This window comes from Flagellimonas sp. MMG031, assembly GCF_040112705.1.
Taxonomy (GTDB): domain Bacteria; phylum Bacteroidota; class Bacteroidia; order Flavobacteriales; family Flavobacteriaceae; genus Flagellimonas.
Map to the genome: position 1 here is coordinate 2927324 of NZ_CP157804.1, position 25670 is coordinate 2952993.

Sequence of the window (25670 nt, forward strand, 5' to 3'; positions counted from 1 at the left end):
CCGATACCAAGGCCCTATCTTTTTAGGGTCTTTTTTTTAAACTGACATGGAATGAAAAAACTACAATTTGTTTGGACCGTTCTTTCGGTCCTATCTATGGCTGCGGGATACTCCCAAACCTTGGAGGAAATTGACGGCAAAGCACTTTTTGGTGATTTGACCGCACGACATATAGGGCCTGCGCTGATGAGCGGGCGTATCAACGACATGGAAACCCACCCGACCAATAGCCGCATTGTGTATGCCGGGACCGCTGGCGGTGGGGTATGGAAATCCAGTGATGGCGGAACAACCTTCAATCCCATTTTTGACGATTACTGCCAATCGATCGGAGCAGTGGCACTGGACCCCAACGACCCAGACAATACCATTTATGTAGGGACTGGGGAAACATGGACCAGGAATAGTGTATCCATTGGCGATGGACTTTATAAAAGCACGGATGGTGGCGCCAACTGGAACAAAATAGGATTTGAAAAATCGGAACGGATTGCCAATATCATTGTAAACCCAAACAACTCCCAAGAAATTTATGTTGGGGTTTTGGGAGCGCTTTGGGGCGATAGTGAAGAACGTGGCGTGTACAAGTCCTCCGATGGAGGAGCAACTTGGGAACAGCTTTTGTACGTTGATCCAAAAACAGGATGTGCCGATTTGGCCATGGACCCTACAAATCCCGACATTCTATACGCTTCTATGTGGGAATTCCGGAGAACAGGCTGGTCTTTTGAGTCCGGTGGCGACAAAAGTGCGCTCTACAAATCTACGGATGGAGGAAAGACCTGGAACAAAATCCACAATGGCTTCCCAGCAGGAAAATTGGGCCGATTGGCCATTGCAGTGGCACCTTCAAACCCCAACGTGCTTTACACGGTCATCGAAGCAGAAAAGGACGAGCGCAAAGGCCTGTACCGCAGTAACGATGCTGGTGCCTCTTGGGAACAGTTGAACAACGATTTTGGAATTACGGTAAGACCCTTCTATTTCTCTAGGATTGTCGTCGACCCAAAAAATGAGGACGTAGTTGTGAAAGGCGGTTTAAGTGGTTCCATTTCCAGAGATGGTGGAAAAACATTCAAAAACCTAGGAAATATGCACTCCGATATTCATGATATGGTATTCAATATCAAAGATTCCAATATCATGTACGTAGGAACCGATGGAGGTGTATATCGTACCTGGGATGGCGGTACAACCATGGAAATTGTGGAAAACCTTCCACTTTCCCAGTTTTATCAAGTTAGTGTGGACGATGCCGAACCTTACAATGTGTATGGAGGATTGCAGGATAATGGCTCTTGGTGGGGACCTTCCTCCTCACCAAATGGTGTAGAGGCACGTGATTGGAACTCCATAGGTGCCGGGGATGGTTTCCGTGTGTTGAAGCATCCCACGAAACCCATCATTTATTCAGAGATGCAGGGAGCGGAAAATGTGTGGCGCATCGACACGGAACGGCAATTGACCAAGACCATTCAACCACTTCCCGTAAGCGAAGACCAAAAACTACGCTGGAATTGGAATGCACCGATGGCGATCAGCGCACATCAACCAGACCGTTTTTACATGGGCAGCCAATACCTGCATAAATCGGAAGATATGGGAGATACTTGGGAAATCATCTCGCCCGACCTGACCACGAACGACCCTGCCAAGCAAAATCAAGAAGATTCCGGCGGACTTTCCATGGATAATTCAGGGGCGGAAAACCATACCACCATTTTTACCATTGCCGAATCCACATTGGATGAAAACGTCATTTGGGTGGGTACGGATGATGGGAATGTTCAAGTGACCCAAGATGGTGGCAAAACATGGACGAATACCGTGGCCAACATTCCCGGTCTACCAAAAAACACATGGTGCTATCATATTGAAGCCAGTATTTTCGACAAAGGTACCGCCTATGCTGTTTTCGATGGTCACACCATGAACGATATGACGCCCTATGCCTTTAAAACCACAGACTTTGGTAAAACATGGACGAGCATAATTTCTGATGATGTGGTCGGTTTCGCCAGAAACATTCAGGAAGACTACGAAAATCCAGACCTATTGTTTCTAGGAACTGAATTTGGACTGTACATCACTATGGATGGTGGAAAGAATTGGAAAAAATTCACCAACAATATGCCCGCAGTGGCCGTTCACTTTATCGAACTACATAAAAAGACCAACGATTTGGTCATGGGCACACACGGTAGAGGAATAATTATTTTGGATGACATATCCCCTCTTCGAAGCATCAATAATGAAGTATTGGGAAAAACATTGCATTTTTTTGATACCCCTGATACCGAAATTAGCGAAACCAGTTCCTTTGGTGGAAATTTTGGTACGGAAACCCAATTTGTGGGGAACAATAAGACCAACGATGTCCAAATCAAATACTATCTCAACAAAAGGCACACCTTTGGGAAAATGACCATGGTGATTGAAGACATGGAAGGTAACCAGATTGCCGAATTAGGTCCGGGTAAATCAAAAGGCATTAACGTGGTCAATTGGAACTACACTCGAAAAGTACCTAAAGTCGCCAAAGGAAAAACCTTTAGTTTTGGTGGGTTTACAGCGCCAAAGGTACCCGCGGGCACCTACAAGGCAGTAATTACCAAGGGAAAGGAAACATTTGAGCATACCTTTAATCTTGTGTATGACAAGAACTCGCCCTTGACGGAAAAAGACCGTGAACTCAAGGAAGCAACCACCATGAAATTATACGATATGACCCAAGAGCTTGCCTATTTGGTCTATGAATTGGACGAAATCATGGAAAATGCAAACACTGCTGGAGACAAAAAAACGGTAGAGAAATTAAATAGTCTCAAAGAAACCTTGGTCATTACCACTGGCGATAATTATGTGGGTACCGCGGAACCACAATTACGGGAACGAATGGCCGATCTGTATAGCAAGGTCGCCTCAAACTATGACAAGCCCTCCGCTGCGGAGCTTAAAAATTTGGAAGTGATAGCAGAACGGTTCAATACCGCTAAAACGGATTTTGCCAAGTTGAAAGATAAATACCTTAAAAAGCAGGCTGTATCCTTGATGACTTTTGAAGACTTCTTGGAAAGTAAATAGGTCGTCTTTTGAACAACTTAAAAGAGGCTGTCCAAAAAAGCTATTATCTGTCAGTTCGAGCGCAGTCGAGAACTTAAAATCCATTGACAATCAATGGGTTTCGACTGCGCTCAACCTGACGAGGTTGAAATATTATGCTTTTAGACGGCCTCTTTTTTAAAATCCATTGTTCAGGTATCCCTTAGCATGGTTCAAATACTCCTCTAACCTACCCGATGGATTCCAATATTTTTTCGTCCTTCTGTTTGGTGGAAAAGTTGATTGCACATTCAATCAATGCCAAGTGTGAATATGCTTGCGGGAAATTGCCCAACAAACGTTTGGTCTTAAAATCGATATCCTCACTAAAGAGTCCCAAATGATTACTGTAGCCCAACAAACGTTCAAAGTGTTCCAAGGCCTTCTCCTCTTCCCCTATTTTGAACAGGGCGTTGATGAACCAAAAGGTACAAATGGTAAAAGAGGACGAGGGTAATCCAAAGTCATCCTCGTTCTTATATCGGTACAGCAAACCGTCGTTGCTCAATCCCTCTTCGATTGCTTTAACGGTGTTTACGTACTTTGGGTCCTTGGCATGAATAAACCCGTAGGGCTCCATTAAAAGAACCGAAGCATCCAAGTGTCGGGAACCATAGCTTTGCACGAAAGCATTGATGTCACTGTTCCAGGCGTTATCGTGAATGTCTTTCTTAATTTTCTGTTCGAGGGCTACCCATCGTTCCAATTTTCGGGCCTTACCGAACATTTGAGCCACCTTTATGGCCCTGTCCAGCGCCACCCAGCACAATACTTTGGAAAAAGTGAAGTGTTTGTCCTCACCTCGGAATTCCCAAATACCTTTGTCTGGCTCCTCCCAGTGTTTGCCCACGATCCAAACAATACCTTTGGTAATGCTCCAAAGCTCCTCCACATTTTCAATATCGTTACTGAAATTGCGCAACTGTTCGTAGATCACATCCATCAAAATGCCATAAATATCATTTTGACGCTGTTTATAAGCTGCATTTCCAATACGGACGGGTTTGGAGCCTTTATACCCATCAAAATGGGCCAGTGTCCGTTCCGTTAAGGTTTTTTCCTTGTTGATGCCATACATGATCTGAAGTTTTTCGTCCTTGTCGGGCATCAAATCAATGATAAACTGCAGATAACGCTTGGCTGAATTCTTGTGCCCCAGCTCCGAAACCACTTTGATCACCATGGAAGCATCCCGAATCCAACAAAAACGATAGTCCCAATTCCTTACTTCACCAATGGTCTCGGGCAAGGAAGTGGTGGCTGCTGCCAAAACCGCTCCTGTTTTGTCGTAAGTCAGCATTTTTAGGGTAATGGCACTACGGATGATTTCATCCTTGAATTTCTGGTAATCGGGAGTTTTTGCGGCCCAATCCAACCAATACACCTTGGTTCGTTCCAGTTCCAATCCCATGGTATCGGTGGTAGGCTTAATGATTTTTTCGTTGTAGCATATCAAAAAGTAACCATCCTCCTGCAACACGATTTCGTCACCGGCCAAAACAGCCTCTTTATCAAAAGATGTATATAGAAAAAGCGTATCGTACTTCAATTTATGGGTAAGACTGGCGATAAAGTCCTCCTTCACATAATGCTTGGTCTCTCCCAGTCCGTATTCCAACTTGGGGTCGTAGTTGACCGTAAATTTTGGAGAGCCCGACACATGCTTGATATAACGGATAATCTCGGGCTGCGCCTTGTATTTTCCGTTCATTTTATGGTGGCGCGGCATAAAGTCGTGCACCTCAAAAACATTGTCACCCTCGGTAAAACGCGTAATGAGAATGGCAGTGTTGCGGTAATACTCCTGTTCCACGGAATAATCCCCTTTGGGATGCACCTCAAAACTGCCGCCTTTTTGTTCATCCAACAGCTTGGCAAATATCGAAGTAGAGTCAAACTGCGGCAAACAGCACCAGTCTATGGAGCCTTCTTTGGAAATCAATGCCGCGCTTCTGCAATTTCCTATAATTCCGTAATTCAAGTTGTCCATAGCTCAAAAATTCTCAAAAGGGTTCGAATGAATTGGTTTTGCGCTCGAATTTCCCGATTTTTAAAGAAAGAAAAAATTAAAATACGTCAAAAATCACCGATTCATGGCCAAAACTATCATAATCTCAAATCGACTACCCGTTCAATTACAAATTAGCAATGGAAGCCTTACCGCAATTCCGAGCGTTGGAGGATTGGCCACGGGAATGAAATCCGTACACAGCGGAGGGGAAAGTCTCTGGATCGGTTGGTCCGGCCTTACCGACGAGGAAACACCGGAAGAGCTGGAAGATGAAATTGATGAGGCCCTAAAGGAACATGGTTGCGCCAAGGTAAAGCTCAACTCAGATGAAATAGACGGGTTTTATTATGGATTCAGCAACCGGACCATTTGGCCGTTGTTCCATTATTTTTTGAAGTATTCGGAGTTTGAACTCAACTTTTGGGATACCTACAAGGCCGTAAACCAAAAATTCGCCGACGCCATTATCGAAAATTCGGACGAAGACGACACCATTTGGGTGCACGATTACCAATTGATGCTGGTCCCGCAGATGGTCCGTGAAAAACGCCCCAACACCACCATTGGCTTCTTTTTGCACATTCCCTTCCCATCCTTTGAGATTTTCCGGACCTTGCCTTGGCGTGAAGAAATTTTGGAAGGTTTATTGGGGTCCGACCTCATTGGATTCCATACCTACGATTACGAAAGACACTTTTTAAGTTCCGTTCGCAGACTTATTGGTTTGGATGTGAGCTTCAATGAGATTTATCTGGAAAACAGGGTGATCAAAGTGGACTCCTTCCCCATGGGCATCGATTACAAAAAGTTTAGGGACGCTGCTGTTCTTCACGATTCCAAAAGCATGGAAGAGCGAAGCGATCTACAGTTGCGTTTGGATAACCACAAAGCATCGGCACCGGACACCAAATTGATCCTCTCCATAGACCGTTTGGATTACAGTAAGGGAATCGCCAAGCGTATCAATGCCTTTGAGTATTTCCTTCAAAAGTATCCGGAGTACAAAGAAAAGGTCCGGTTGATTATTTTGGCCGTACCGTCCCGCTCCAACGTTCCACAATATCAATTGTTGAAAAGAGAGGTGGATGAACTGGTAGGTCGCATCAACGGTGAACTCTCCACCGTGAACTGGACACCTATTTGGTATTTTTACCGTTCCCTTCCTTTTGAAAGTTTGATCGATCTGTACACCTCTAGTGACATTGCCTGGCTTACCCCGCTTCGGGATGGAATGAACTTGGTGGCCAAGGAATATATTGCCACCCGAACGGATAAATCCGGGGTGTTGATCTTGAGCGAAATGGCCGGCTCCGCCTACGAAATGAACGAAGCCCTCCTCATCAACCCGAATAATTTTGAACAACAGGCAGATACGCTAAAGCAGGCCTTCAATATGCCCTTGGACGAGCAGATTGCCCGAAACACCTTTCTCCAAAAACGATTGGAACGTTACAATGTTGAGGTGTGGGCCAATGAGTTTATGAATGCACTAAAAGAGAATCGCGACTTGGGAAAAGCTTTCATTTCCGAAAAAATGTCATCCGAAATATTGATATCCATAGAAGAGGCCTACGCCAAATCAAAAAAGCGATTGCTGTTCTTGGATTACGACGGCACCCTCGCAGATTTTCACAAGGACCCACAGCAAGCTTCCCCCGACGATGAACTGTATGAACTGTTGGACGCCCTGAATCAGCAGGAAAACACTACAGTATTTTTGATCAGCGGAAGGGACAAGCAAACCTTTGGCCGCTGGTTTTTGCCCAAAAACTACAACATGATCGTGGAGCATGGGGTGTGGATTTCCAGAAATGGGGAAGAATTTAAAATGCTGGAACAGGTAAAGGGCGAGTGGATGAAAAAAATACGTCCAGTGTTGGAATCCTTCGTGGACCGGACACCGGGCTCCTTTATTGAAGAAAAAAACTATTCATTGGCCTGGCATTATCGAAACACCGACCCTGATTTTGGCACCAAGCGGGCAACGGAACTCAATACGGTATTGCGAAGTTTGATCGGCAATGACGATATTAGCGTTTTGAACGGGAACAAGGTCATGGAAATCAAAAGCAGCAATGTGAACAAAGGGCGGGCCGCTACCAGAATGTTGAGCGAGGACGACTACGACTTTGTCTTTGCCATTGGGGATGACTGGACCGATGAATTCATGTTCCAAGAACTACCCGATTCTGCCATTACGGTAAAAGTGGGACTGAAGAAAACCCAGGCCAAGTACCATGTGGAGAGCACCAAAAAGGTAAGGGAACTTTTAAAACGATTTACACGACCATGATGAGAGCATTAGTGCTTTTTTGCTTCCTGTGTTCCATCCATGGATGGTCGCAAATGGAGACAGAGGTCTATCTGTTTGACCTCGATATGAGCAACGGAAAGCCTGTTTTGAGCAATCCGAAAAACATTTCCAATAATCCGGGTTATGACAACCAACCCTCTTTTTGGGATGATGACCACGTCCTTTTTGCCTCCACACGCGAAGGTCAAACGGATGTGCTTCAATTCAATGTGAGCGAAGGCAGTACCTCTTCATGGTTGACCTATACCACAACGGGCAGCGAATATTCTCCTCTTCGTATTCCTGGAAAAAGGGCCATTTCCGCCATTCGGCTGGATGTGGACGGACTGCAACGGCTGTATGAGTATGACCTCAAAAATAGCACCTCCGAACCGCTTTCGGAATTAAAAATCGGTTACCATGTTTGGTTTGACAAGGAAGTGTTGGTCACAACGGTTTTGGTACAAAACCGTATGGATTTGGTGGTCATCGACCTAGAACAAGGCACCCATACGACCGTTTTTCAAAACGTGGGGCGATCCTTGCACCGAATACCGGGTAGTGATTTAGTCAGCTTTATCAGTAAAAAGAACGCCAATTGGGAAATACGATCTCTAGACCCCGCAACTGGTGATACTAAAAAAATAGCGGACACCTTTGGACAGCAAGAGGATATTTGTTGGTTGAACGGACAAACAATACTGACCGGGGCCGGCAAAAGACTGTTGACATTGGATGTGGAGGCTGATGATGCCGATTGGGAGACCGTAATGTCCTTCGGATTGGAGGAAATCAACAACATCAGTCGTATAGCGATAAGTCCCAATGGCAAACGGCTCGCGTTTGTGGCAGAGGATTCCCCAGTGAAAATTATCCAAAAACAGGTAGAGGCCTTTAACAGCAGAAACTTGGATGCATTTGTGTCCTGCTACACCGAAAATGTGGAAGTGCGGCGCTTTCCCAACGAAAAAATGTACCAAGGCACGGACAACATGCGTGAGAACTATGAACGCTTCTTCGAAAACGTGAAACAATCGAGCGTGGAAGTCGTGAATCGTATCGTTCTCGGAAACACAATAATTGATGAGGAAAAGACGATGGTCGATGGCAGGGAAGGTCATCAAGTGGCCATTTACAAAGTGGAGAACGGGCGTATCGCTTCGATGACGTTTGTCTTTCCCGATGGGCCCCTGACCGATGCGGAAACCATTGTTCAAGAGCAATTGGAAGCCTACAACAACCGTGATATCGATGCTTTTGCCGACACCTATGCTGAAGGCATTGAACTCTATAGTTTTCCAAACTCCCTTAACTCGAAAGGCAAATCCAAATTAACACAGCAATACAGCACATTCTTTGACAACACACCCGATTTACACTGTGAAATTCAGAATAGAATCGTTATCGGAAACAAAGTAATCGATCACGAATCGGTAACTGTCAACGGAAGAATTATCGAGGCGATTGCCATTTATGAAGTTGAAAATGGCGAAATTGTCAAAGTTACCTTTATTCAATAATGAAATAATCCATAAAACTAACTAAACCTCATGAAAATGAAGAATACACTTACGCTCCTTATGTTGACCATTGGGTCTATTGGTTTTTCCCAAACCGATACCCGAATTTACGACATCATCAATGCAGTCTCGGCCGAACGCATTGAAAGTGATGTGACTACGCTGGTCAATTTTGGAACAAGACATACTTTGAGTGATACTGTTTCAACAACCCGCGGTATCGGAGCTGCACGAAGATGGATCAAATCAGAATTTGAAAAGATTTCAGGCGATTGCAATGATTGTTTGGAGGTGTTTTATCAAAAAAATCTTATCCCAAAAGGAGATAATGCCCGAATCGTAAAGGATGTGGAAGTGGTTAACGTAGTTGCCATTCAGAGAGGAACCAAGTTTCCCAACCGATTTATCATTATGAGCGGTGATATCGATTCCCGTGTGAGCGACCCGACCAACTACACCTCGGATTCCCCCGGAGCCAACGATAACGCCAGCGGTATGGCCGGTACCATTGAAGCCTCTAGGGTTTTGTCCAAATATAAATTTGAAAGTAGCATCATTTATGTGGGGCTCTCTGGCGAGGAACAAGGACTCTATGGTGGTAAAGGCTTTGCCGAATACGCCAAGGAAAAAGGATGGGACATTGTGGGCATCCTTAACAACGATATGATCGGCAACATTACAGGAGTCGATGGCGTAGTAAGCAATAGGGATTTCCGAATCTTTTCGGAACCAGTTCCACCTACCGAAACAGAACAAGAGCGTCGGGCAAGACGCTTTTATGGGGGAGAAGTAGATGGGATTTCGCGTCAATTGGCTCGATATGTCTATAAAACCACCAAGACCTATATGCCCGAAATGAACCCTATGATGATTTATCGTCTAGATAGATTTGGTAGAGGGGGACACCACAGACCTTTTAATGATCTTGGCTATGCTGGTATCCGAATTATGGAGGCCCATGAAAACTACACCCAACAGCACCAAGATATTCGGGTGGAAGACGGTATTGCTTACGGTGATGTTTTGGAACATGTGAATTTTGAATATGCCAAAAAACTAACGGCTGTGAACGCCATCAACCTAGCCTCCATTGCTTGGGCGCCACCGGCTCCAGAAACTGTAGAAATCGGGGGAATTGTAGAACCAAGCGCCAAATTGCGTTGGAGCAAGGTGGAGAACGCTGTAGGTTATAAAATTTATTGGAGGGATACCACCTCCCCCACTTGGGATAATTACAAGTACGTAGGCGATGTAAATGAACACACCCTGGAAGGGATTGTCATCGATAATTTCTTCTTTGGTGTTGCCGCTGTGGGCAAGGATGGCCATGAAAGTCCCGTGGTATTCCCTAACAAGATATTTAGGTAGCTAAGCAATCTCCTTTCAAAGGAACCCAGTTGATTTTAATCCATATGAAGCATACAACGCTTATCGTTTTCTTTTTTGGGCTGGGTGTTTTATCCGCCCAAAACTTTACCAAACAGGATACACTTCGCGGCAGCATCACACCCGAAAGGGCATGGTGGGACTTGAACTACTACGACCTCAACGTAAAAGTGGAGCCATCCCAGAAGTTTATCTCTGGACACAATGTGGTACGGTATAAAGTGCTCGAAGAAGCACAAACACTTCAAATTGACCTACAGGAACCCATGAAAATCAATTCGGTTTCACAGGATGGCAAAAAGCTGAAGTTTACTTCGGAAGGCAACGCGCATTTCATCCAACTGAAGAAAAAACAGGTTCCCGGCGATTTCAACGAATTGAAGATTACCTATTCCGGGCATCCAAGAGAGGCTGTTCGCGCTCCATGGGATGGAGGGTTTTCGTGGAAACAGGATGCGCAGGGTAACCCTTTTGTGGCTACTTCGTGCCAAGGTCTTGGTGCCAGCGTTTGGTGGCCCAATAAAGACCATATGTATGACGAAGTGGACAGTATGCGCATTAGTGTAACCGTTCCCAAAGATCTCATGGATGTATCCAACGGGCAATTGGAAAGTGTTGAGGAGCAAGACGATGTTACCACCTACCATTGGGTGGTCAAAAATCCCATCAACAATTATGGGGTCAACGTAAACATTGGCAATTATGTTCATTTTGGAGAGATTTATGAGGGTGAAAAGGGCAACTTGCTACTGGATTACTATGTGCTGCCCGAAAACTTGGAGAAAGCCAAGAAACAGTTTGTACAGACCCCAATGATGCTACAGGCCTTTGAACATTGGTTTGGCCCCTACCCGTTTTACGAGGATGGCTTTAAACTGGTGGAAGTGCCCTATTTGGGCATGGAACACCAAAGCTCGGTCACCTACGGAAATCAATATGAAAATGGTTATTTGGGCCGTGACCTGTCAGGAACTGGATGGGGCTTGCAGTTTGATTTTATCATCATCCACGAAGCGGGGCACGAATGGTTCGCCAACAATATCACATACAAAGACATTGCCGATATGTGGGTACACGAAGGCTTTACGGCCTATTCGGAAAACCTCTATTTGGATTACCACTTCGGCACCAAGGCGACAGAAGAATACGTCATCGGTACTCGGGCCAATATCCAAAACGACCGCCCCATTATCGGTCCTTATGGCGTGAACAAAAGTGGTTCGGGGGATATGTACTATAAAGGGGCCAACATGCTGCACACCCTTCGGCAGTTAGTGGAGGATGATGAGAAGTGGCGACAGATTTTGAGGAATATCAACAAGGATTTTTACCATCAGACCGTTACTTCGGAGCAGATAGAACAGTACTTGTCCCAAAAGACCAGCAAGGACCTCTCTGCCTTCTTTGATCAATACTTACGCACGACAATGATTCCAAAATTGGAATACAAATTGGAAAACGGTTCCATTACGTATCGATATGTGGACATTGTGGAAGGTTTTGATATGCCCATTAGGGTTTGGGAAGGAGATATGGAAAAATGGTTGTTTCCATCAGCGCAATGGAAAACGGAATCCATCAACGGAACTCAACTCAAAATCGACAGGAATTTTTACATCGAAACGGAACAACTGTAAGTCAAAATCCGAACAACATCCATAAAACGAAAAAAGGGCCAGCAAAAACTGCTGGCCCCTTTTTATGGTTGGTTGGTTATTTACGCTTTAATTAAACTGTAGCTGTGTAATGGCGAATGGACTGAAGGATTCACCTCCAGCTTTATAGGTCAGGTACAGTTCGGGTTGCACGCCATCCGTCTTTTCAATCGGGATGACCACTGCGGTCCCCTGCCCTCCAAGTCCTGAAGGATTCAAGCTTCCCGTGCCCAATACCTTGCCATCTGGGGCTCCCGCCCTCAATTCCATGGTATAGGGTATGCTTGGTGGCTCTTGCCATCCTACCATGGCCATTACTCTGGAAACTCCCGACAAATCGGTATTCTCCATTTTCAACCATCCTTCGGCGGCATTTAACAACTGCAATTGCATACCGCCAAAGCTCATGGCCTGCATGCCTTCTGTTGGCGTTCCTTCGGGGAAGGACACACTATTACTGGCCAATACTATAGTTTCTGAACCTGTGAGCGGCAATGCGTCACCTGTCCCTTCATCGGTATAACTGGCCGTCAACAAGAATACCTCTCCATTTTCTTTGGCTTCTGGGGTAATCTTACCTGCCATTGGCAACGAAGGTTGTTTGTTGTCACCGCCTGCCAAAGACTGGATATACTGGGCTATCTGTCTAGCTTCCAATTGTGTTACATTGGGGTGAGCGGGCATCACCACTTCGCCCCAAACACCAGAACCACCAGCAATGATTTTGGCCATCAAATAGTTGGTAATACGACGATTTCCCTTATATTTTTCTGAAACGTCATAATAACTTGGCCCTATGGATGCTTCTTTTTCCTTGTGGCACGATTTACAATCCAAACTTTGGGTCAATGCTTTACCCATTACCGCCCCAGATACCTGTTGGTGTCCCAAGTTCATGTTTACCTCATCCATTCCTGAACGATATTCCACAGAGACGTACACATTGTCCTCATCAACCTCACTATCGGCATCGGTCACGGTAACTTTATAGTTAATGGGTTGACCAGGAATGTAGAAAGAAGAATTGGCCTGCTGTAAATCAATATTGACCACAGGGCGCTCATTCCCTGCAATAATGGTCTTATCCAAACTGGATACGGCCTCTCCCGCCACATCCTTAACGGTTACATTCATTTTATAGGACCCAGCTTGCTTGTAGGCATAGGTCACCGTGGGTTCATTGGTTTCCTGCGTAGTGCCATCGCCCAAATCCCAAACATAGGTCATACTGTCTCCCTCTCGATCATAAGCATCTACCGTAGCGGTAACTGTGAGGGGTAGAGAACCAGCATCCTTGTCTACGATAAAACTATCGATTACCGGAGCACGGTTACCGCCATTGTATTCAATATAGCTCAAGCCACTATCCGGATTGGCAGAGAACCAACCACTTCCATATTCCAACAAGTAAACGCGTCCGTCTGGACTCATTTCCATATCGATGAGATTGTGGAGCTCAATATCTTTCGCAAACGGTTCCATTTTGTTGAAGGTACCATCTTCGAAAAGGTGAACGGCCATCATCCAACCGCGCATCCAATCGTAAATGATCACTTTTCCATCGTAATAAGCGGGCAAGCCTCCCCCGTTGGGATACATATCGGACCAATAGGTTGGTCCCGCCATAGCGTTACGGCTACCGGAACCTACCTGCGGAAAATCTTGGATTTCACCATAATGATAGTACACGTAAGCCGGTTTGGCCGGTGGCAATTCCCTCAGACCCGTGTTGTTTTTGGAATCGTTGATAGGTTTCTCGGGGTCAAACTTTCTTTCGGTCTCCCCCGTTTCGTAATTGTATTTGCTATAGGCAAAATTATCACCAATAAACATGGGCCAGCCATAATTACCCGCCTCGCGAGCCTGGTTCATTTCATCATACCCCCTTGGACCCCTTGTTTCCAAGCTATCTACCCGTGCATCTGGTCCAACATCGCCCCAATATACATAGCCTCGTTTCATATCCACGGAAATCCTGTAAGGGTTTCTGTGACCCATGGTATAAATTTCAGGTCTGGTTTTTTCAGTGCCCACAGGAAATAGGTTTCCTTCAGGGATGTCATAACTACCATCCTCGTTTACCTTGATTCGAAGAATTTTACCCCGAAGGTCGTTGGTATTGGCAGATGATCTTCTTGCATCAAAATTTTCCTTGCCGGGTATGTCGTTCAACGGCGCATAACCGCTATTCACATATTTGGCACCCTTATCATCAAAAGGGGTCGAGTTATCTCCTGTTGACAAATACAACAATCCTTCAGGACCAAAGGCAATGGACCCCCCGGTGTGACAGCAAATCTCACGTTGACTGTCCACTTCAAGGATGACTTGCTCGGAATCCATGTCAAAATTACCGTCCTTGTACTTAAATCGTGATAAGCGGTTCACCCATTTATCGCCAGAAGGTGCATAGTATACATAAATCCAGTTATTTTCTGCGTAGTTTGGGTCCTTTTGTAGTCCCATAATCCCTTCTTCTGCATTGACCCCTGGTGTCTCCAGAGTTTTGTGGTATACATCCAAAAAGGCAACCTGGGTCACCTCCTGTGTTTCCGCTGAGTAAAGCATAATCTCTCCCCTACGCTGGGCCACCAACACATCGTTATTTGAAAACACCGTCATTTCCGTAGGCTCATAAAATTGCCCTGTGGAAAGTGTCACTTTACTGAAACGGTTGGCCTCCGGTGGCACCTGCGATTTGGCCTTGGCGTAATCCAGTTCCAAATTCTTCCCGATCACATAATTGATTCCTCCCAGCACATGCTTCAGGAACAATTCCTCGGTATAACTTTCATCGGTATGCCCGGCAGCCGTGTAAAAGGCCCGTCCGCCATCAAATTCGTGGTACCAGGCCATGGGATGATAATCGCCATTCTCGCCACCCTCGTAAGTCGATTCATCAACGGTAACAAGCACATTTACATCTTCATTGAAGTTTTTAAAATTGTAAAGTTCATCGGTTCTATGCCAAATGGAATCCGTAAAAAAGGATGTGGCCGGATGACTTTTGTCCTTAATGATGAAGTCGGTTTCGGGGGTTCCAGCTGGGTGGCTCAGGAACTGTGCCCCGACCAGTTTATTGTACCATCCCCAATCGTATTCGGTGTCTGTAGCAGCATGGATTCCTACAAAACCTCCACCTGATTGAATATATCTTTCAAAAGAAGCCTCCTGAGCGGCATCAAGTACGTTACCCGTGGTGCTCAAAAACACGATGGCCGAATATTGTGCCAAGTTTTCGTCGGTAAACATATCCCCATTGGTGGTCGTATCAATCACAAAGTTGTTTTCCTGTCCCAGTTTTTCCAAAGCGGCGATTCCAGCAGGAATGGAGGCATGCTTAAAGCCCATCGTTTTTGAAAAAACCAATAGTTTTGGCGGACCCTGACGTTTGTTTTCACAGCCAACCAATACAAAAAGGAGACAAAGTGCCCCTAAGATGTAATTTTTCATGTGCATAACTAATTGTTGTAAAATCTTAAAGTTTAGTTTGTTTATCAGCAAAATGCCGATAAAATGGCAATATAAATACAATTTTGCTGAAAACTACCTTCTATTGTCTCAAATTGTAAAAATAAACGATTTACTCGATACTGTGCGATTCTGTAACGAATTTGAAGAGCACTTTCGTTACCATCCGTTTAGCTTGACTTCCCGTATTTTTGGTGGTAGATGAAGGCAGCCACTCCGCCAACAAAGGCGAACGCACTCAACATCCAAAACACATGTTGATGTCCCAATTCTTCACCAGGGTGGGCATCCAACAACATCCCATAAGCTGGTCCGGCAAAAACATCTGGGGTGTACCCTATCAAAGAAATCAATCCAACAGCAGTACCAGTAAGGGTCAATGGGATTTTCCCCACTTGCATGACCCCAAAATATAAGGCCCGTATCGCATACACGCCAACGGCAATCACCAACACGGAGATAAAAAATAAGGTAGTGGTAGATGGGGCTATGATTCCGCTGGCAAATAGCAATCCACCAATCAGCGCAAAGAAAAATCCAACGACCAACAACCATGTGATCTTTAATCTATCTGCTATCAGCCCAAATAGAATGCCCGTAGCTGGTCTTAAAAATTGCAATAACGTTCCCACTTTGGCCGCTTCCACTTGATTGTACAGCATCACCTCTTCTGCATACTGTGATATGATATCTGTAATCTTGTAGCCCACATAACCGCAAAGGATGATGACCATCAACAGCCATACCGAGGGCAGTTTTAGGACTTGTTTGATATCTTTCCATGAAATCCGCTCAAGAATCATTTCCTTTTCTTCATCTCCTGCCTTCATGAAAAACCATACCAAAAGACCCACTAAAATAATGATGATGGAGACTGTGTACAGGACATAGGTGAAAGCCGCTTTGCGGTCGGGCAAATCGGCCAAATCAGGTGGTTTCGTCAAAAAAAATGAAAAGACCAGAACTCCCAACAAACTGAACAAAGCGCCGGTTAGACCACGTCCTCCATCCAAAAAACCAAAGGCCCTACCTTGGGAATTGGCTCCACCCCAAATACGGGTCGCCTTGATCATGGGTGCCCAAAACAAAAATATCGTGGTAAATCCCCACCAACCGTACAACACCTGAAGCACCCATAGTGCAGGATATTGGGCAAATAAAAATCCGCCCAATGCTGTCATCCATAAGGCGACTGCTATTAACTTTCTGGGTTGGTACTTGTCGGCCAACGGACCTCCAAAAACATAGGAAACCATGGCTACCAGCCCATACACCGAAAAACAGAGGCCCAATTCAACGTTGTCCAGCTCCAACACATCCAGCACAGTGGGCCTAAACACACGGGGCAACACAAAGGGAAGGATAAAAATGGCCTCACCCGAGAGAATCAATAAAATCAAATAGAACCAACTCGGTTTTGTCGCCTTCAAACTTTGGTTTTTGCTAAAAATCACCAAAAAAGCCGAGAAACACAAAAAGCGACGAAATAAAATCAGGTATCTTTAAGGATTCATAAATCAACCCTATATGACCCGACTGCTCGTTTTCTCCCTAGTATTGATCCTCGCCAGCTGTAAGGAAAAAAGTGTCCAAACCTATGATGTAGCCGTAACCAATGCCCAAGTGATTCATTTGGAGTCCGGTACGGTCAAAAATCAAAACATTTTCTTGGTGGACGGAAAAATAGCTGCCGTACAAGCGGTGGATTCCACTCAAGAATTCAAGGCCGGGACTACCATAGATGCCTCTGGAAAATACGTATTGCCGGGATTTTGGGACAATCACATCCACTTGCGCGGGGGCGATAGCTTGATTGGAAACAACGAGAACTTTTTAAAGCTTTTTATTGCCAACGGAATCACCACGGTACGTGATGCTGGTGGGGATTTGACGCATGCCGTAATGAATTGGAAGGCGCAAATAGCTACTGGAGAGCTGAACGGACCTACCATTTTTACCGCCGGCCCCAAAATTGATGGACCCAATGCCAGTTGGGCGGGCTCGCTGGAGGTGGAAAACGTGGATGATGTGGTTCGCGCTTTGGATTCTCTAGAGGCATTGGGCGTTAATTTCGTTAAAATCTACGACAGCAGGATTTCTCCAGAGAATTATCTCAATGCCATAAAAGAAGCCAAAAATAGAGGGTTTACCGTATCGGGACACATGCCGTTCACCGTCACCTTGGAAGAAACTGTAACAGCAGGAATGGACGGTATTGAGCATCTATATTACATAATGAAGGGCTGTGCCGCCAATGAATCGGAGGTCACGGAAAAGCTAAAAAACGGTGACATGGGCTTTTGGGATGCCATGCCAGCACTTATGAACGCCTACACCGACAGCACAGCTCAAGCTACCTTCAATAGGTTAAAGAAAAATGATGTTTTTGTTGTTCCCACACTCCACATTGGCAAAACTTTGAGTTATTTGGATGAAGTGGACCACAGCAATGATGAATACCTCAGTTACATGGGCCAGGGTATCATCAAAACCTACGAAGGCCGTATTCAATCAGCTCTTAGTGCATCCGAGGAAGCAAGAGAAAACCGAAAGGAATTGGACCGCTTTTTCGGGAAACTGGTCAAATCTCTAGACTCGGCCGGGGTTCAGCTATTGGCTGGATCGGATAGTGGTGCCTACAATTCCTATACCTACCCGGGCATATCCCTTCACCAAGAGCTGCAAACCATGGTAGCCAATGGAATCTCTCCCTTGAATGCCCTTCGTACCTCAGCAGTTAATGGAGCCAAGTTCCTGAATCAGACCACAGATTATGGCAGTATTTCCGAAGGAAAAGTTTCGGATTTGGTCATTTTGGAGGCCAATCCCTTGGAAAATATCGAGCATACCCAAAACATACATACCGTAATCAAAGGTTCCGAAATATTTTCAAAAAGCGAGCTTCAAGAATTACTGAACACATCTAAAATAGACTAACAACCAATATCAATATGCGTCAAAAATATTTTATCCTTACCTTCCTAGTCTTTTGTTTGAGTCAACTCCACTCCCAAACCTTATTGATTCCCGATAGGGTATTTGATGGAAAGGAAATGCATGACGATTGGGTGGTCGCTGTTGATTCGAACAAAATTACCTACGCAGGGCCTTTGGAGAGATTGAAAAAGGGAGAGCCCTACATTACTATCAAACTTGAAGGAAAGACGGTGATGCCGGGCCTCATAGAAGGTCATTCACACCTGCTCTTGCATCCTTATAACGAAACGGAATGGAATGACCAAGTACTAAAGGAATCACCTGTAGAAAGAGCGATTCGCGGGGTAGTTCATGCCAAGAAAACGTTGCTGGCAGGAGTGACAGCCATGCGTGACTTAGGCTCTGAAGGTGCTGGCTATACGGATATCTATCTCAAAAAAAGCATTGATGAAGGATTAGTTCCAGGACCACGCACTTTAATGGCCGGGGCTGCCATAGTAGCAACCGGAGCCTACGGCCCAAAAGGCTTCCATGATGGTGTACAAGTGCCGTTGGGTGCTGTTCCCGTGACCGGGAAGGATAGAGCAATGGAAGAAGTCCGAACCCAACTGGGCAACGGTGCCAATCTGATCAAAATATATGCCGATTACCGCTGGGGAAAGGATGAGCCCTCACAACCTACCTTTTTACAAGAAGAAATCGACGCCATGGTAGCAACAGCCACTACCGCAGGTAGGTATGTGGTCGCCCACGCAAGCACTCCCGAAGGGATGCGAAGGGCAATCATGGGTGGCGTGGAAACCATAGAACATGGAGATGGGGGCACCGCAGAAATTTTTGAACTGATGAAAACAAAAGGAATAGCCCTTTGCCCAACCTTGGCCGCCGGTGATGCCATAGAACAATACAAAGGTTGGCAGAAGGGCAAAGAGCCCGACCCAGAACGCATTGCCAAAAAGAAAAAATCCTTTGCTTTGGCCCTCGAGTCTGGAGTAGAAATTGTATTTGGCGGAGATGTGGGTGTTTTTACCCATGGCGAAAATTACCGGGAACTGGAACTCATGGTAGATTATGGCATGAAGCCTTTACAGGCATTGCAATCAGCTACCTCTGTAAACGCACGGATTCTTCATTTTCAGGAATTGGGAATGATTCAGGAGGGATATCTGGCGGACATCATTGCTTTAGAAGGCAACCCTGTTCAGGATATTTCCAGAATGCGACGGGTAAAATTTGTGATGAAAGACGGTACAATTTATAAAAACGAGTAATACTCCAAACATCAAAATACAAGTTCCATTAACATCCCTTTAAGAAATGAGGGAAGTGTTTTTGGTATCTTTAGGCGGCAGAATTTTGTGGGACGTGTTCAAAAGCTATTTTAATCCCATATACTGTCATATTAACTCAGAAAAACTACAAACCCAACTAATGAAAAAATCAATCTTCTTTGTATTGCTGCTGATTGCTACCAGTATTTCAGCACAGGAATTCAGCATGGATTTGGTTCAGGACATGAAACCAAGAAACATAGGTCCGGCCGGAATGAGCGGACGTGTAACTGCAATCGATGTGGTCCATTCCAATCCAGATGTCATGTTTGTCGGAACCGCTTCGGGCGGTTTGTGGAAATCTACCTCTGGTGGTATCAAATGGGAGCCCGTTTTTGATAATGAAGTGACTGCTTCCATCGGTGCTGTGGCCATCCAACAATCTAATCCATCCGTCATTTGGGTGGGGACAGGCGAAGGTAACCCTAGAAACAGTTAGAACGGAGGTTATGGCATCTACAAATCCTTGGATGGCGGAAAAAGTTGGAAATCCATGGGCTTGGAAAAAACCAGGCATATCCATCGGGTCATTATCGACCCCACCGACCCCAACACCGTTTATGTGGGAGCCATTGGGTCGCCATGGGGAGAACATCCGGAACGCGGTGTTTTCAAAACTACCGATGGTGGTGAAACCTGGGAGAAAGTACTTTTTGTGAACAATAAAACCGGAGTAGCCGACCTGGTCATGGACCCTACCAATCCCAATAAACTCATCGCTGCCATGTGGGAGCACAAACGAGAGCCATGGTTCTTTAACTCCGGAGGAGCGGGAAGTGGATTGCACATGACTCATGATGGCGGAAAAACTTGGAAAAAAATTACTGCCGAAGACGGGCTTCCCAAAGGCGATTTGGGAAGAATCGGTGTGGCCATTGCCCGCAACAAACCCAATATTGTTTACGCCTTGGTAGAAGCCAAGAAGAATGCCCTGTACAAATCTACCGATGGAGGCTTTAAATGGGAAAAAATCAACGATAAGGAAGATATCGGAAACCGTCCGTTTTATTACTCCGAAATCTATGTAGACCCTCAAAACGAAAACAGGGTCTATTCGGTGTTCACCTACATCAATGTTTCAGAGGATGGTGGTAAAAACTTCAGCCAATTAATGCCCGCCTATGGCGTTGATAATGGCGTTCACCCCGACCATCATGCGTGGTGGATTCACCCAGAAAACGGACAATTTATGTTGGACGGTAACGATGGAGGACTCAATATCACCAAAAATGGCGGTAAAACTTGGCGATTTATCGGCAATTTACCCGTCGCCCAGTTCTATCATATCAGTACCGATAACGAGTACCCTTATAATGTGTATGGCGGTATGCAGGACAACGGTTCTTGGAGAGGGCCCGCTTATGTATGGAGACAGCAGGGCATTCGTAACAGCTACTGGCAGGAAATCGCTTTTGGTGATGGATTTGATGTAGTTCCCGACCCAGATGATAGCCGATATGGTTATGCGATGAGCCAACAAGGGTATGTGAGCCGTTACGATTGGCAAACCGGTGATGGCTATATTGTACGCCCTACCCCACCGGATGCGGACACAAAACTTCGCTTCAATTGGAATGCGGCCATTGGTCAAGATCCATTTAACAATAGCACGGTCTACTTTGGAAGTCAATTTGTGCACAAATCCACGGACAAAGGTTTGACCTGGGAAGTAATTTCCCCCGATTTGACAACCAATGACAAGGAAAAACAGAAGCAGAGCGAAAGTGGCGGTCTTACCATGGATGCCACAGGCGCGGAGAACCATTGTACCATCATCGTAATAGAACCATCACCTGTAGAGCAAAATATGCTTTGGGTAGGAACCGATGACGGTCGTGTGCATTACACCCTCAATGGCGGTGAAACATGGACCGAGGTCACCAAAAACATCAAAGGATTACCTGCTGGAAGTTGGGTTCCACAGATAAAAGCTTCCCAAAACAACAAAGGAGAAGCACTTTTGGTAGCCAACGATTACAGAAGGTTCAACTACACGCCTTATGCCTACAGAACAAAAGATTACGGAAAAACCTGGACCCGTATCGTTGATGAAAATGATGTAAAAGGCTATACCCTTTCCATTATCGAAGACCCTGAAAACCCAAATTTGATGTTCTTGGGAACCGATGATGGGCTATATATTTCCTTGGATGCCGGGAGCAACTGGAAAAAGTGGAACAAAGGTTTCCCAACGGTATCCACCAAGGATTTGGCGATTCATCCAAGGGAGCAGGATTTGGTGATTGGAACCTTCGGTAGGGCTGCTTGGGTGTTGGACGATATCCGTCCATTGCGAAAGTTGGCAGGCAATACTTCAGTCTTGCAAAAAGACATCAGTTTGTTCGATAGTCCAGATGCCTACCTTGCTGCTTATCAACAGCCTACTGGTTCAAGATTTGGTGGGGATGCTATTTTTAACGGCGAAAACCGTGAATCCGGGGCGATGATTACCTATTATCTAAAAGAAGGAAGCAAAAAGGATAAAGAAGAAGGGAAAGAGGATAAGGAAAAAGACGAGGAGAACGCTGATGACGAAAAGTCAAAAGAAAAAACCAAGGATTCCATCTTTTTTAAATTTTATGATGGCGATAGGCTCATCAGAACCCTGAAATACAAGACTCCGGAGAAAGCCGGTTTCCATAGGATCTACTGGAACTTGGACGAAAAAGGCCCGGACCGCCCATCCAGAACCATCAGAAAGCGAGATAGAGAACGTGGAGGCGTAGAAGTAAAGCCCGGCACCTACAAAGTTAAAGTGGTATATGGCGAATCGACCGACTCCACATCTGTAACGGTGAGGACCGACCCGAGGTTGGACGTAAGCCTTGCTGCCATCAATGAAGTATACGAAACCAGCAAAAAACTGGAAGGTTATACCCAAACCGCTGCGGATGCTGTAAAACAATTGGTGGAAAGCAAGGATTTGGCGAACAAGTTCAAAAAAGAGCTCAAGGAATTGGATGAAGATAAATTTGAAGAGCAAATCAAGGCCTCTGAGGCCATTGTAAAACAGATTGACTCCGTGGTTGCGCTGTACTTGGGCAAAGAAGACAAGCGTCAAGGCATCACTGACGACCCAGAACCCAATGTGATGACCAGATTGGGCGATGCTTCCTATTATGTGGGCACCCGAAAATCTGGAATAACGGCCACCGAACGTAGAATGATTCGGTTTGCCGAAGAAGAACTAAAGGCTGCATTGGACAAGACCAATGCCTTCTTTAATGACGAATGGAAATCGTACCGGACTTCCATTGAATCATTGGACCTTTCTCCCTTCAAGGAGACAGAACGCTTTAACCTAAATTAAAGAATTCATGAAAAAATTATTGGCCTTTGCCCTTATTGTTGGTGTTTGGGCATGTAAAGAAGAGAAAAAGGAACCTTCCATCGCCGAGACGATGAAGACCTACACCATTTCACAGATGATGGACAACGAGTCCATCGCTGGTGGAAGCTTTTCACCGGACAAGTCCAAATTACTGGTCTCCAGTAACCGTTCAGGTATTTACAACATGTACACCATCCCAACTTCGGGTGGCGAAATGATGCCCGTTACCCAATCGGACAGTTCATCGGTATTTGCTATCTCCTACTTTCCAAAAGATGAACGGATGTTGTTCCGAATGGATAACAATGGGGATGAAATCTACCATATTTTCGTTCGCGATACGGATGGAAGCTTTAAAGACCTAACCCCGGAAGAAGGAGCGCGTTCCCTATTTTATCAGTGGTCCGAGGACAAGTCGGCATTTTTCTACGGTTCCAACAAACGCGACAACCGTTTTGTGGACCTCTACAAAATGGATTTGGAAAGTATGACTTCCGAATTGGTGTACGAAAACAACGATGGCTATGATGTTGGCGTAGTCTCCCCGGACGAAAAGTATGTCGCCTTGAGCAAATCCATCAATACCAATGATAGTGATTTGTTCCTGTACAATCTAGAGTCCAAGGAGATGACCCAAATCAATGAAAACCAAAGTGGAAATGCGCCACAGGATTTTTCACCTGATGGAATGGCATTTTATTACACCACCGATGATGGAAGCGAGTTTTCCTATTTGATGAAGTACAACTTGGCCGATGCCTCCTACGAGAAGGCCATGGAACGGGATTGGGATATTTCCGGAAGTTATTTTACCGATCAGGGAACCTATCAAGTCACCTACATTAATGAAGATGCCAAAAATACCATTGAAGTGATGGAAGTGGCCACAGGGAAGAATATTGATTTACCTGCGGTGGAAAACATGGAGATTACCAGCGTAAGTTTTTCGGATGACGAAAGCATGATGCGATTCTACGCCGGGGGTTCGCACACTCCCTCCAATCTGTATGTGTACAATTTGGAGACCAAGGAGCAAAAACGATTGACCGATGTTTTGAATCCCGAGGTTCAAGCACAGGATTTGGTCAAAGCCGAGGTGGTTCGCTATAAATCCTTTGACGGACTGGAAATTCCAGCCATCTACTACAAACCGCACCAAGCCAGCGCTGAAACGCCTGTGCCCGCTTTGGTTTGGGTGCATGGGGGTCCAGGCGGACAATCCCGTCAAAACTTCAGTGCCTTCATCCAATATTTGGTCAACCATGGATACGCCATTTTGGCGGTAAACAACCGTGGTAGTTCGGGATACGGTAAAACGTTCTATCAAATGGATGACCTGAATCACGGTGACAAGGATTTGAAAGATTGCGTGGAAGGCAAGAACTGGTTGGCACAACAACCAGAAATAGACGGTGAGAAAATTGGAATTATTGGAGGTTCCTACGGAGGTTACATGACGATGGCGGCCCTTACCTATACTCCCGAAGAATTTGATGTGGGAGTAAACTTATTCGGTGTTACCAACTGGATTCGTACCCTCAAAAGCATTCCACCATGGTGGGAATCTTTCAAGGATGCCCTTTACAAGGAATTGGGAGACCCTTACAGTGCAGATTCCGTGCGATTAAAGCAGATTTCTCCCCTATTCCACACCAGCAAGGTCACCAAACCGCTAATCGTACTCCAAGGTTCACAGGATCCCAGGGTGCTTCAGGCGGAATCGGATGAAATTGTAGCTGGCGTCCGCCAAAACGGCGTACCTGTGGAATACGTGCTCTTTGAGGACGAAGGACACGGATTTGTGAAAAAAGAAAACCAAATCAAAGCGTACAGCAAAATTTTGGAATTTTTGGATGAGTACCTGAAAGAAGAAAAGAGTACTCCTATTAAAGAAGAGAATTTATGATCAAAAGACTTTTGACCTTGGTGTTCCTGACCGGAGCATTGAGTGCAAACCTACATGCCCAAACTCCCGGTGAAGAAGAACTGGGAGCTTGGTTCATGTATTTTGGGACCAATCAAATTGCAGAACGTTTCAGTATACATTCCGAAGCACAATTTCGGTACTATGAAACCACGGATAATTTTAATCAAATGCTGTTACGAACTGGTCTCAATTATCACATCAACCCAGATGCCATGGCCACCATCGGCTATGCCTTTATTCAAACGGACACCTCTTTTGAGGACATCATGGGTGAAGTGGACAGCAGGGAAAACCGGATTTTTCAGCAATTTATATTAAGGGACAAAGTGTGGGAGTTCCTCTTTGAACATCGTTACCGTTTGGAACAGCGCTTTTTTGACTTTGGGGATGTTACGGATACCCAGCATAGGGCACGATATCGGATACAGGTTGCCCTTCCGCTAACGGATACGTTTTTCCTCAACTTTTACGATGAACTGTTTATTAACCTACAGGATAATCTATTTGACCAAAACAGGCTATACGCAGCTTTTGGAGTGAATATCACAGAAAATAGCAACATACAGTTGGGATACCTGAGAAATCAGTTTGCCAATGCGGTGTTCGACAGATTACAGTTTGCCGTGTTCTACAATCCCGACCTCAGAGGACTTTTTAAAAAGAAGCAACCTTAGAAATACCGAGGGTAATCCTTGACACAGGCGTA

General features: G+C 45.3%; 12 protein-coding genes and 1 pseudogene. 10 read left to right on the plus strand and 3 right to left on the minus strand.

Annotated elements, in window-relative coordinates:
• Window positions 1-51 precede the first annotated feature (51 nt).
• On the plus strand, window positions 52-3084 hold the full coding sequence (locus tag ABNE31_RS13315) for a hypothetical protein (RefSeq protein ID WP_349351487.1): 3033 nt from the start codon (window positions 52-54) through the stop codon (window positions 3082-3084).
• 208 nt (window positions 3085-3292) lie between these two features.
• Here ABNE31_RS13315 and ABNE31_RS13320 read toward each other — a convergent pair whose 3' ends face one another.
• Window positions 3293-5092 (minus strand): glycoside hydrolase family 15 protein, encoded by a 1800-nt coding sequence (locus ABNE31_RS13320; protein WP_349351488.1) that lies wholly within the window; start codon window positions 5090-5092, stop codon window positions 3293-3295.
• 103 nt (window positions 5093-5195) lie between these two features.
• Here ABNE31_RS13320 and ABNE31_RS13325 point away from each other — a divergent pair, with 103 nt between their 5' ends.
• From ABNE31_RS13325 to ABNE31_RS13340, 4 genes are read left to right on the plus strand one after another with little or no spacing between them, the layout of a single operon-like run.
• Window positions 5196-7406 carry a bifunctional alpha,alpha-trehalose-phosphate synthase (UDP-forming)/trehalose-phosphatase gene (locus ABNE31_RS13325; RefSeq protein ID WP_349351489.1) on the plus strand — a complete coding sequence of 737 codons (2211 nt, stop codon included), beginning with the start codon at window positions 5196-5198 and terminating at the stop codon, window positions 7404-7406.
• A complete protein-coding gene (locus ABNE31_RS13330) occupies window positions 7403-8926 on the plus strand; it encodes a nuclear transport factor 2 family protein (RefSeq protein ID WP_349351490.1) in 1524 nt (507 codons plus the stop codon). Before ABNE31_RS13325 ends, ABNE31_RS13330 begins: the two co-directional genes overlap by 4 nt.
• Window positions 8927-8962: 36 nt before the next feature.
• On the plus strand, window positions 8963-10294 hold the full coding sequence (locus ABNE31_RS13335; protein WP_349351491.1) for a M28 family metallopeptidase: 1332 nt from the start codon (window positions 8963-8965) through the stop codon (window positions 10292-10294).
• Between the two features lie 44 nt (window positions 10295-10338).
• Complete coding sequence (locus ABNE31_RS13340) at window positions 10339-11949, plus strand: M1 family metallopeptidase (protein ID WP_349351492.1); 1611 nt, start codon at window positions 10339-10341, stop codon at window positions 11947-11949.
• 87 nt (window positions 11950-12036) lie between these two features.
• On the opposite strand, the gene ABNE31_RS13345 is transcribed toward ABNE31_RS13340, so the two are convergent.
• Both ABNE31_RS13345 and ABNE31_RS13350 read right to left on the minus strand, forming a co-directional pair.
• Window positions 12037-15420, minus strand: a complete 3384-nt coding sequence (locus ABNE31_RS13345) for a ThuA domain-containing protein (protein ID WP_349351493.1) — start codon at window positions 15418-15420, stop codon at window positions 12037-12039.
• A 188-nt stretch (window positions 15421-15608) separates the two neighbouring features.
• Window positions 15609-16868: an MFS transporter gene (locus ABNE31_RS13350; RefSeq protein WP_349351494.1), complete on the minus strand. Its 1260-nt coding sequence runs from the start codon at window positions 16866-16868 to the stop codon at window positions 15609-15611.
• 97 nt (window positions 16869-16965) lie between these two features.
• Here ABNE31_RS13350 and ABNE31_RS13355 point away from each other — a divergent pair, with 97 nt between their 5' ends.
• The 5 genes and pseudogenes from ABNE31_RS13355 (at window position 16966) to ABNE31_RS13375 (ending at window position 25638) form a co-directional block, all read left to right on the plus strand.
• Window positions 16966-18375, plus strand: a complete 1410-nt coding sequence (locus ABNE31_RS13355) for an amidohydrolase family protein (RefSeq protein WP_349351495.1) — start codon at window positions 16966-16968, stop codon at window positions 18373-18375.
• A 14-nt stretch (window positions 18376-18389) separates the two neighbouring features.
• Complete coding sequence (locus ABNE31_RS13360; RefSeq protein ID WP_349351496.1) at window positions 18390-19646, plus strand: amidohydrolase family protein; 1257 nt, start codon at window positions 18390-18392, stop codon at window positions 19644-19646.
• A gap of 160 nt (window positions 19647-19806) precedes the next feature.
• Window positions 19807-23016: pseudogene (locus ABNE31_RS13365) on the plus strand (hypothetical protein).
• 7 nt (window positions 23017-23023) lie between these two features.
• Window positions 23024-24943: an alpha/beta fold hydrolase gene (locus tag ABNE31_RS13370; protein ID WP_349351497.1), complete on the plus strand. Its 1920-nt coding sequence runs from the start codon at window positions 23024-23026 to the stop codon at window positions 24941-24943.
• Complete coding sequence (locus tag ABNE31_RS13375; protein ID WP_306013215.1) at window positions 24940-25638, plus strand: DUF2490 domain-containing protein; 699 nt, start codon at window positions 24940-24942, stop codon at window positions 25636-25638. Before ABNE31_RS13370 ends, ABNE31_RS13375 begins: the two co-directional genes overlap by 4 nt.
• Window positions 25639-25670: the final 32 nt, after the last annotated feature.

What these genes read in the sequence shown, in the direction of transcription:
- ABNE31_RS13315 (WP_349351487.1), top strand. Translation starts at nt 52, where the DNA reads ATGAAAAAACTACAATTTGTTTGGACCGTTCTTTCGGTCCTATCTATG.
- ABNE31_RS13320 (WP_349351488.1), bottom strand. Translation starts at nt 5,092, where the DNA reads ATGGACAACTTGAATTACGGAATTATAGGAAATTGCAGAAGCGCGGCA.
- ABNE31_RS13325 (WP_349351489.1), top strand. Translation starts at nt 5,196, where the DNA reads ATGGCCAAAACTATCATAATCTCAAATCGACTACCCGTTCAATTACAA.
- ABNE31_RS13330 (WP_349351490.1), top strand. Translation starts at nt 7,403, where the DNA reads ATGATGAGAGCATTAGTGCTTTTTTGCTTCCTGTGTTCCATCCATGGA.
- ABNE31_RS13335 (WP_349351491.1), top strand. Translation starts at nt 8,963, where the DNA reads ATGAAGAATACACTTACGCTCCTTATGTTGACCATTGGGTCTATTGGT.
- ABNE31_RS13340 (WP_349351492.1), top strand. Translation starts at nt 10,339, where the DNA reads ATGAAGCATACAACGCTTATCGTTTTCTTTTTTGGGCTGGGTGTTTTA.
- ABNE31_RS13345 (WP_349351493.1), bottom strand. Translation starts at nt 15,420, where the DNA reads ATGAAAAATTACATCTTAGGGGCACTTTGTCTCCTTTTTGTATTGGTT.
- ABNE31_RS13355 (WP_349351495.1), top strand. Translation starts at nt 16,966, where the DNA reads ATGACCCGACTGCTCGTTTTCTCCCTAGTATTGATCCTCGCCAGCTGT.
- ABNE31_RS13360 (WP_349351496.1), top strand. Translation starts at nt 18,390, where the DNA reads ATGCGTCAAAAATATTTTATCCTTACCTTCCTAGTCTTTTGTTTGAGT.
- ABNE31_RS13370 (WP_349351497.1), top strand. Translation starts at nt 23,024, where the DNA reads ATGAAAAAATTATTGGCCTTTGCCCTTATTGTTGGTGTTTGGGCATGT.
- ABNE31_RS13375 (WP_306013215.1), top strand. Translation starts at nt 24,940, where the DNA reads ATGATCAAAAGACTTTTGACCTTGGTGTTCCTGACCGGAGCATTGAGT.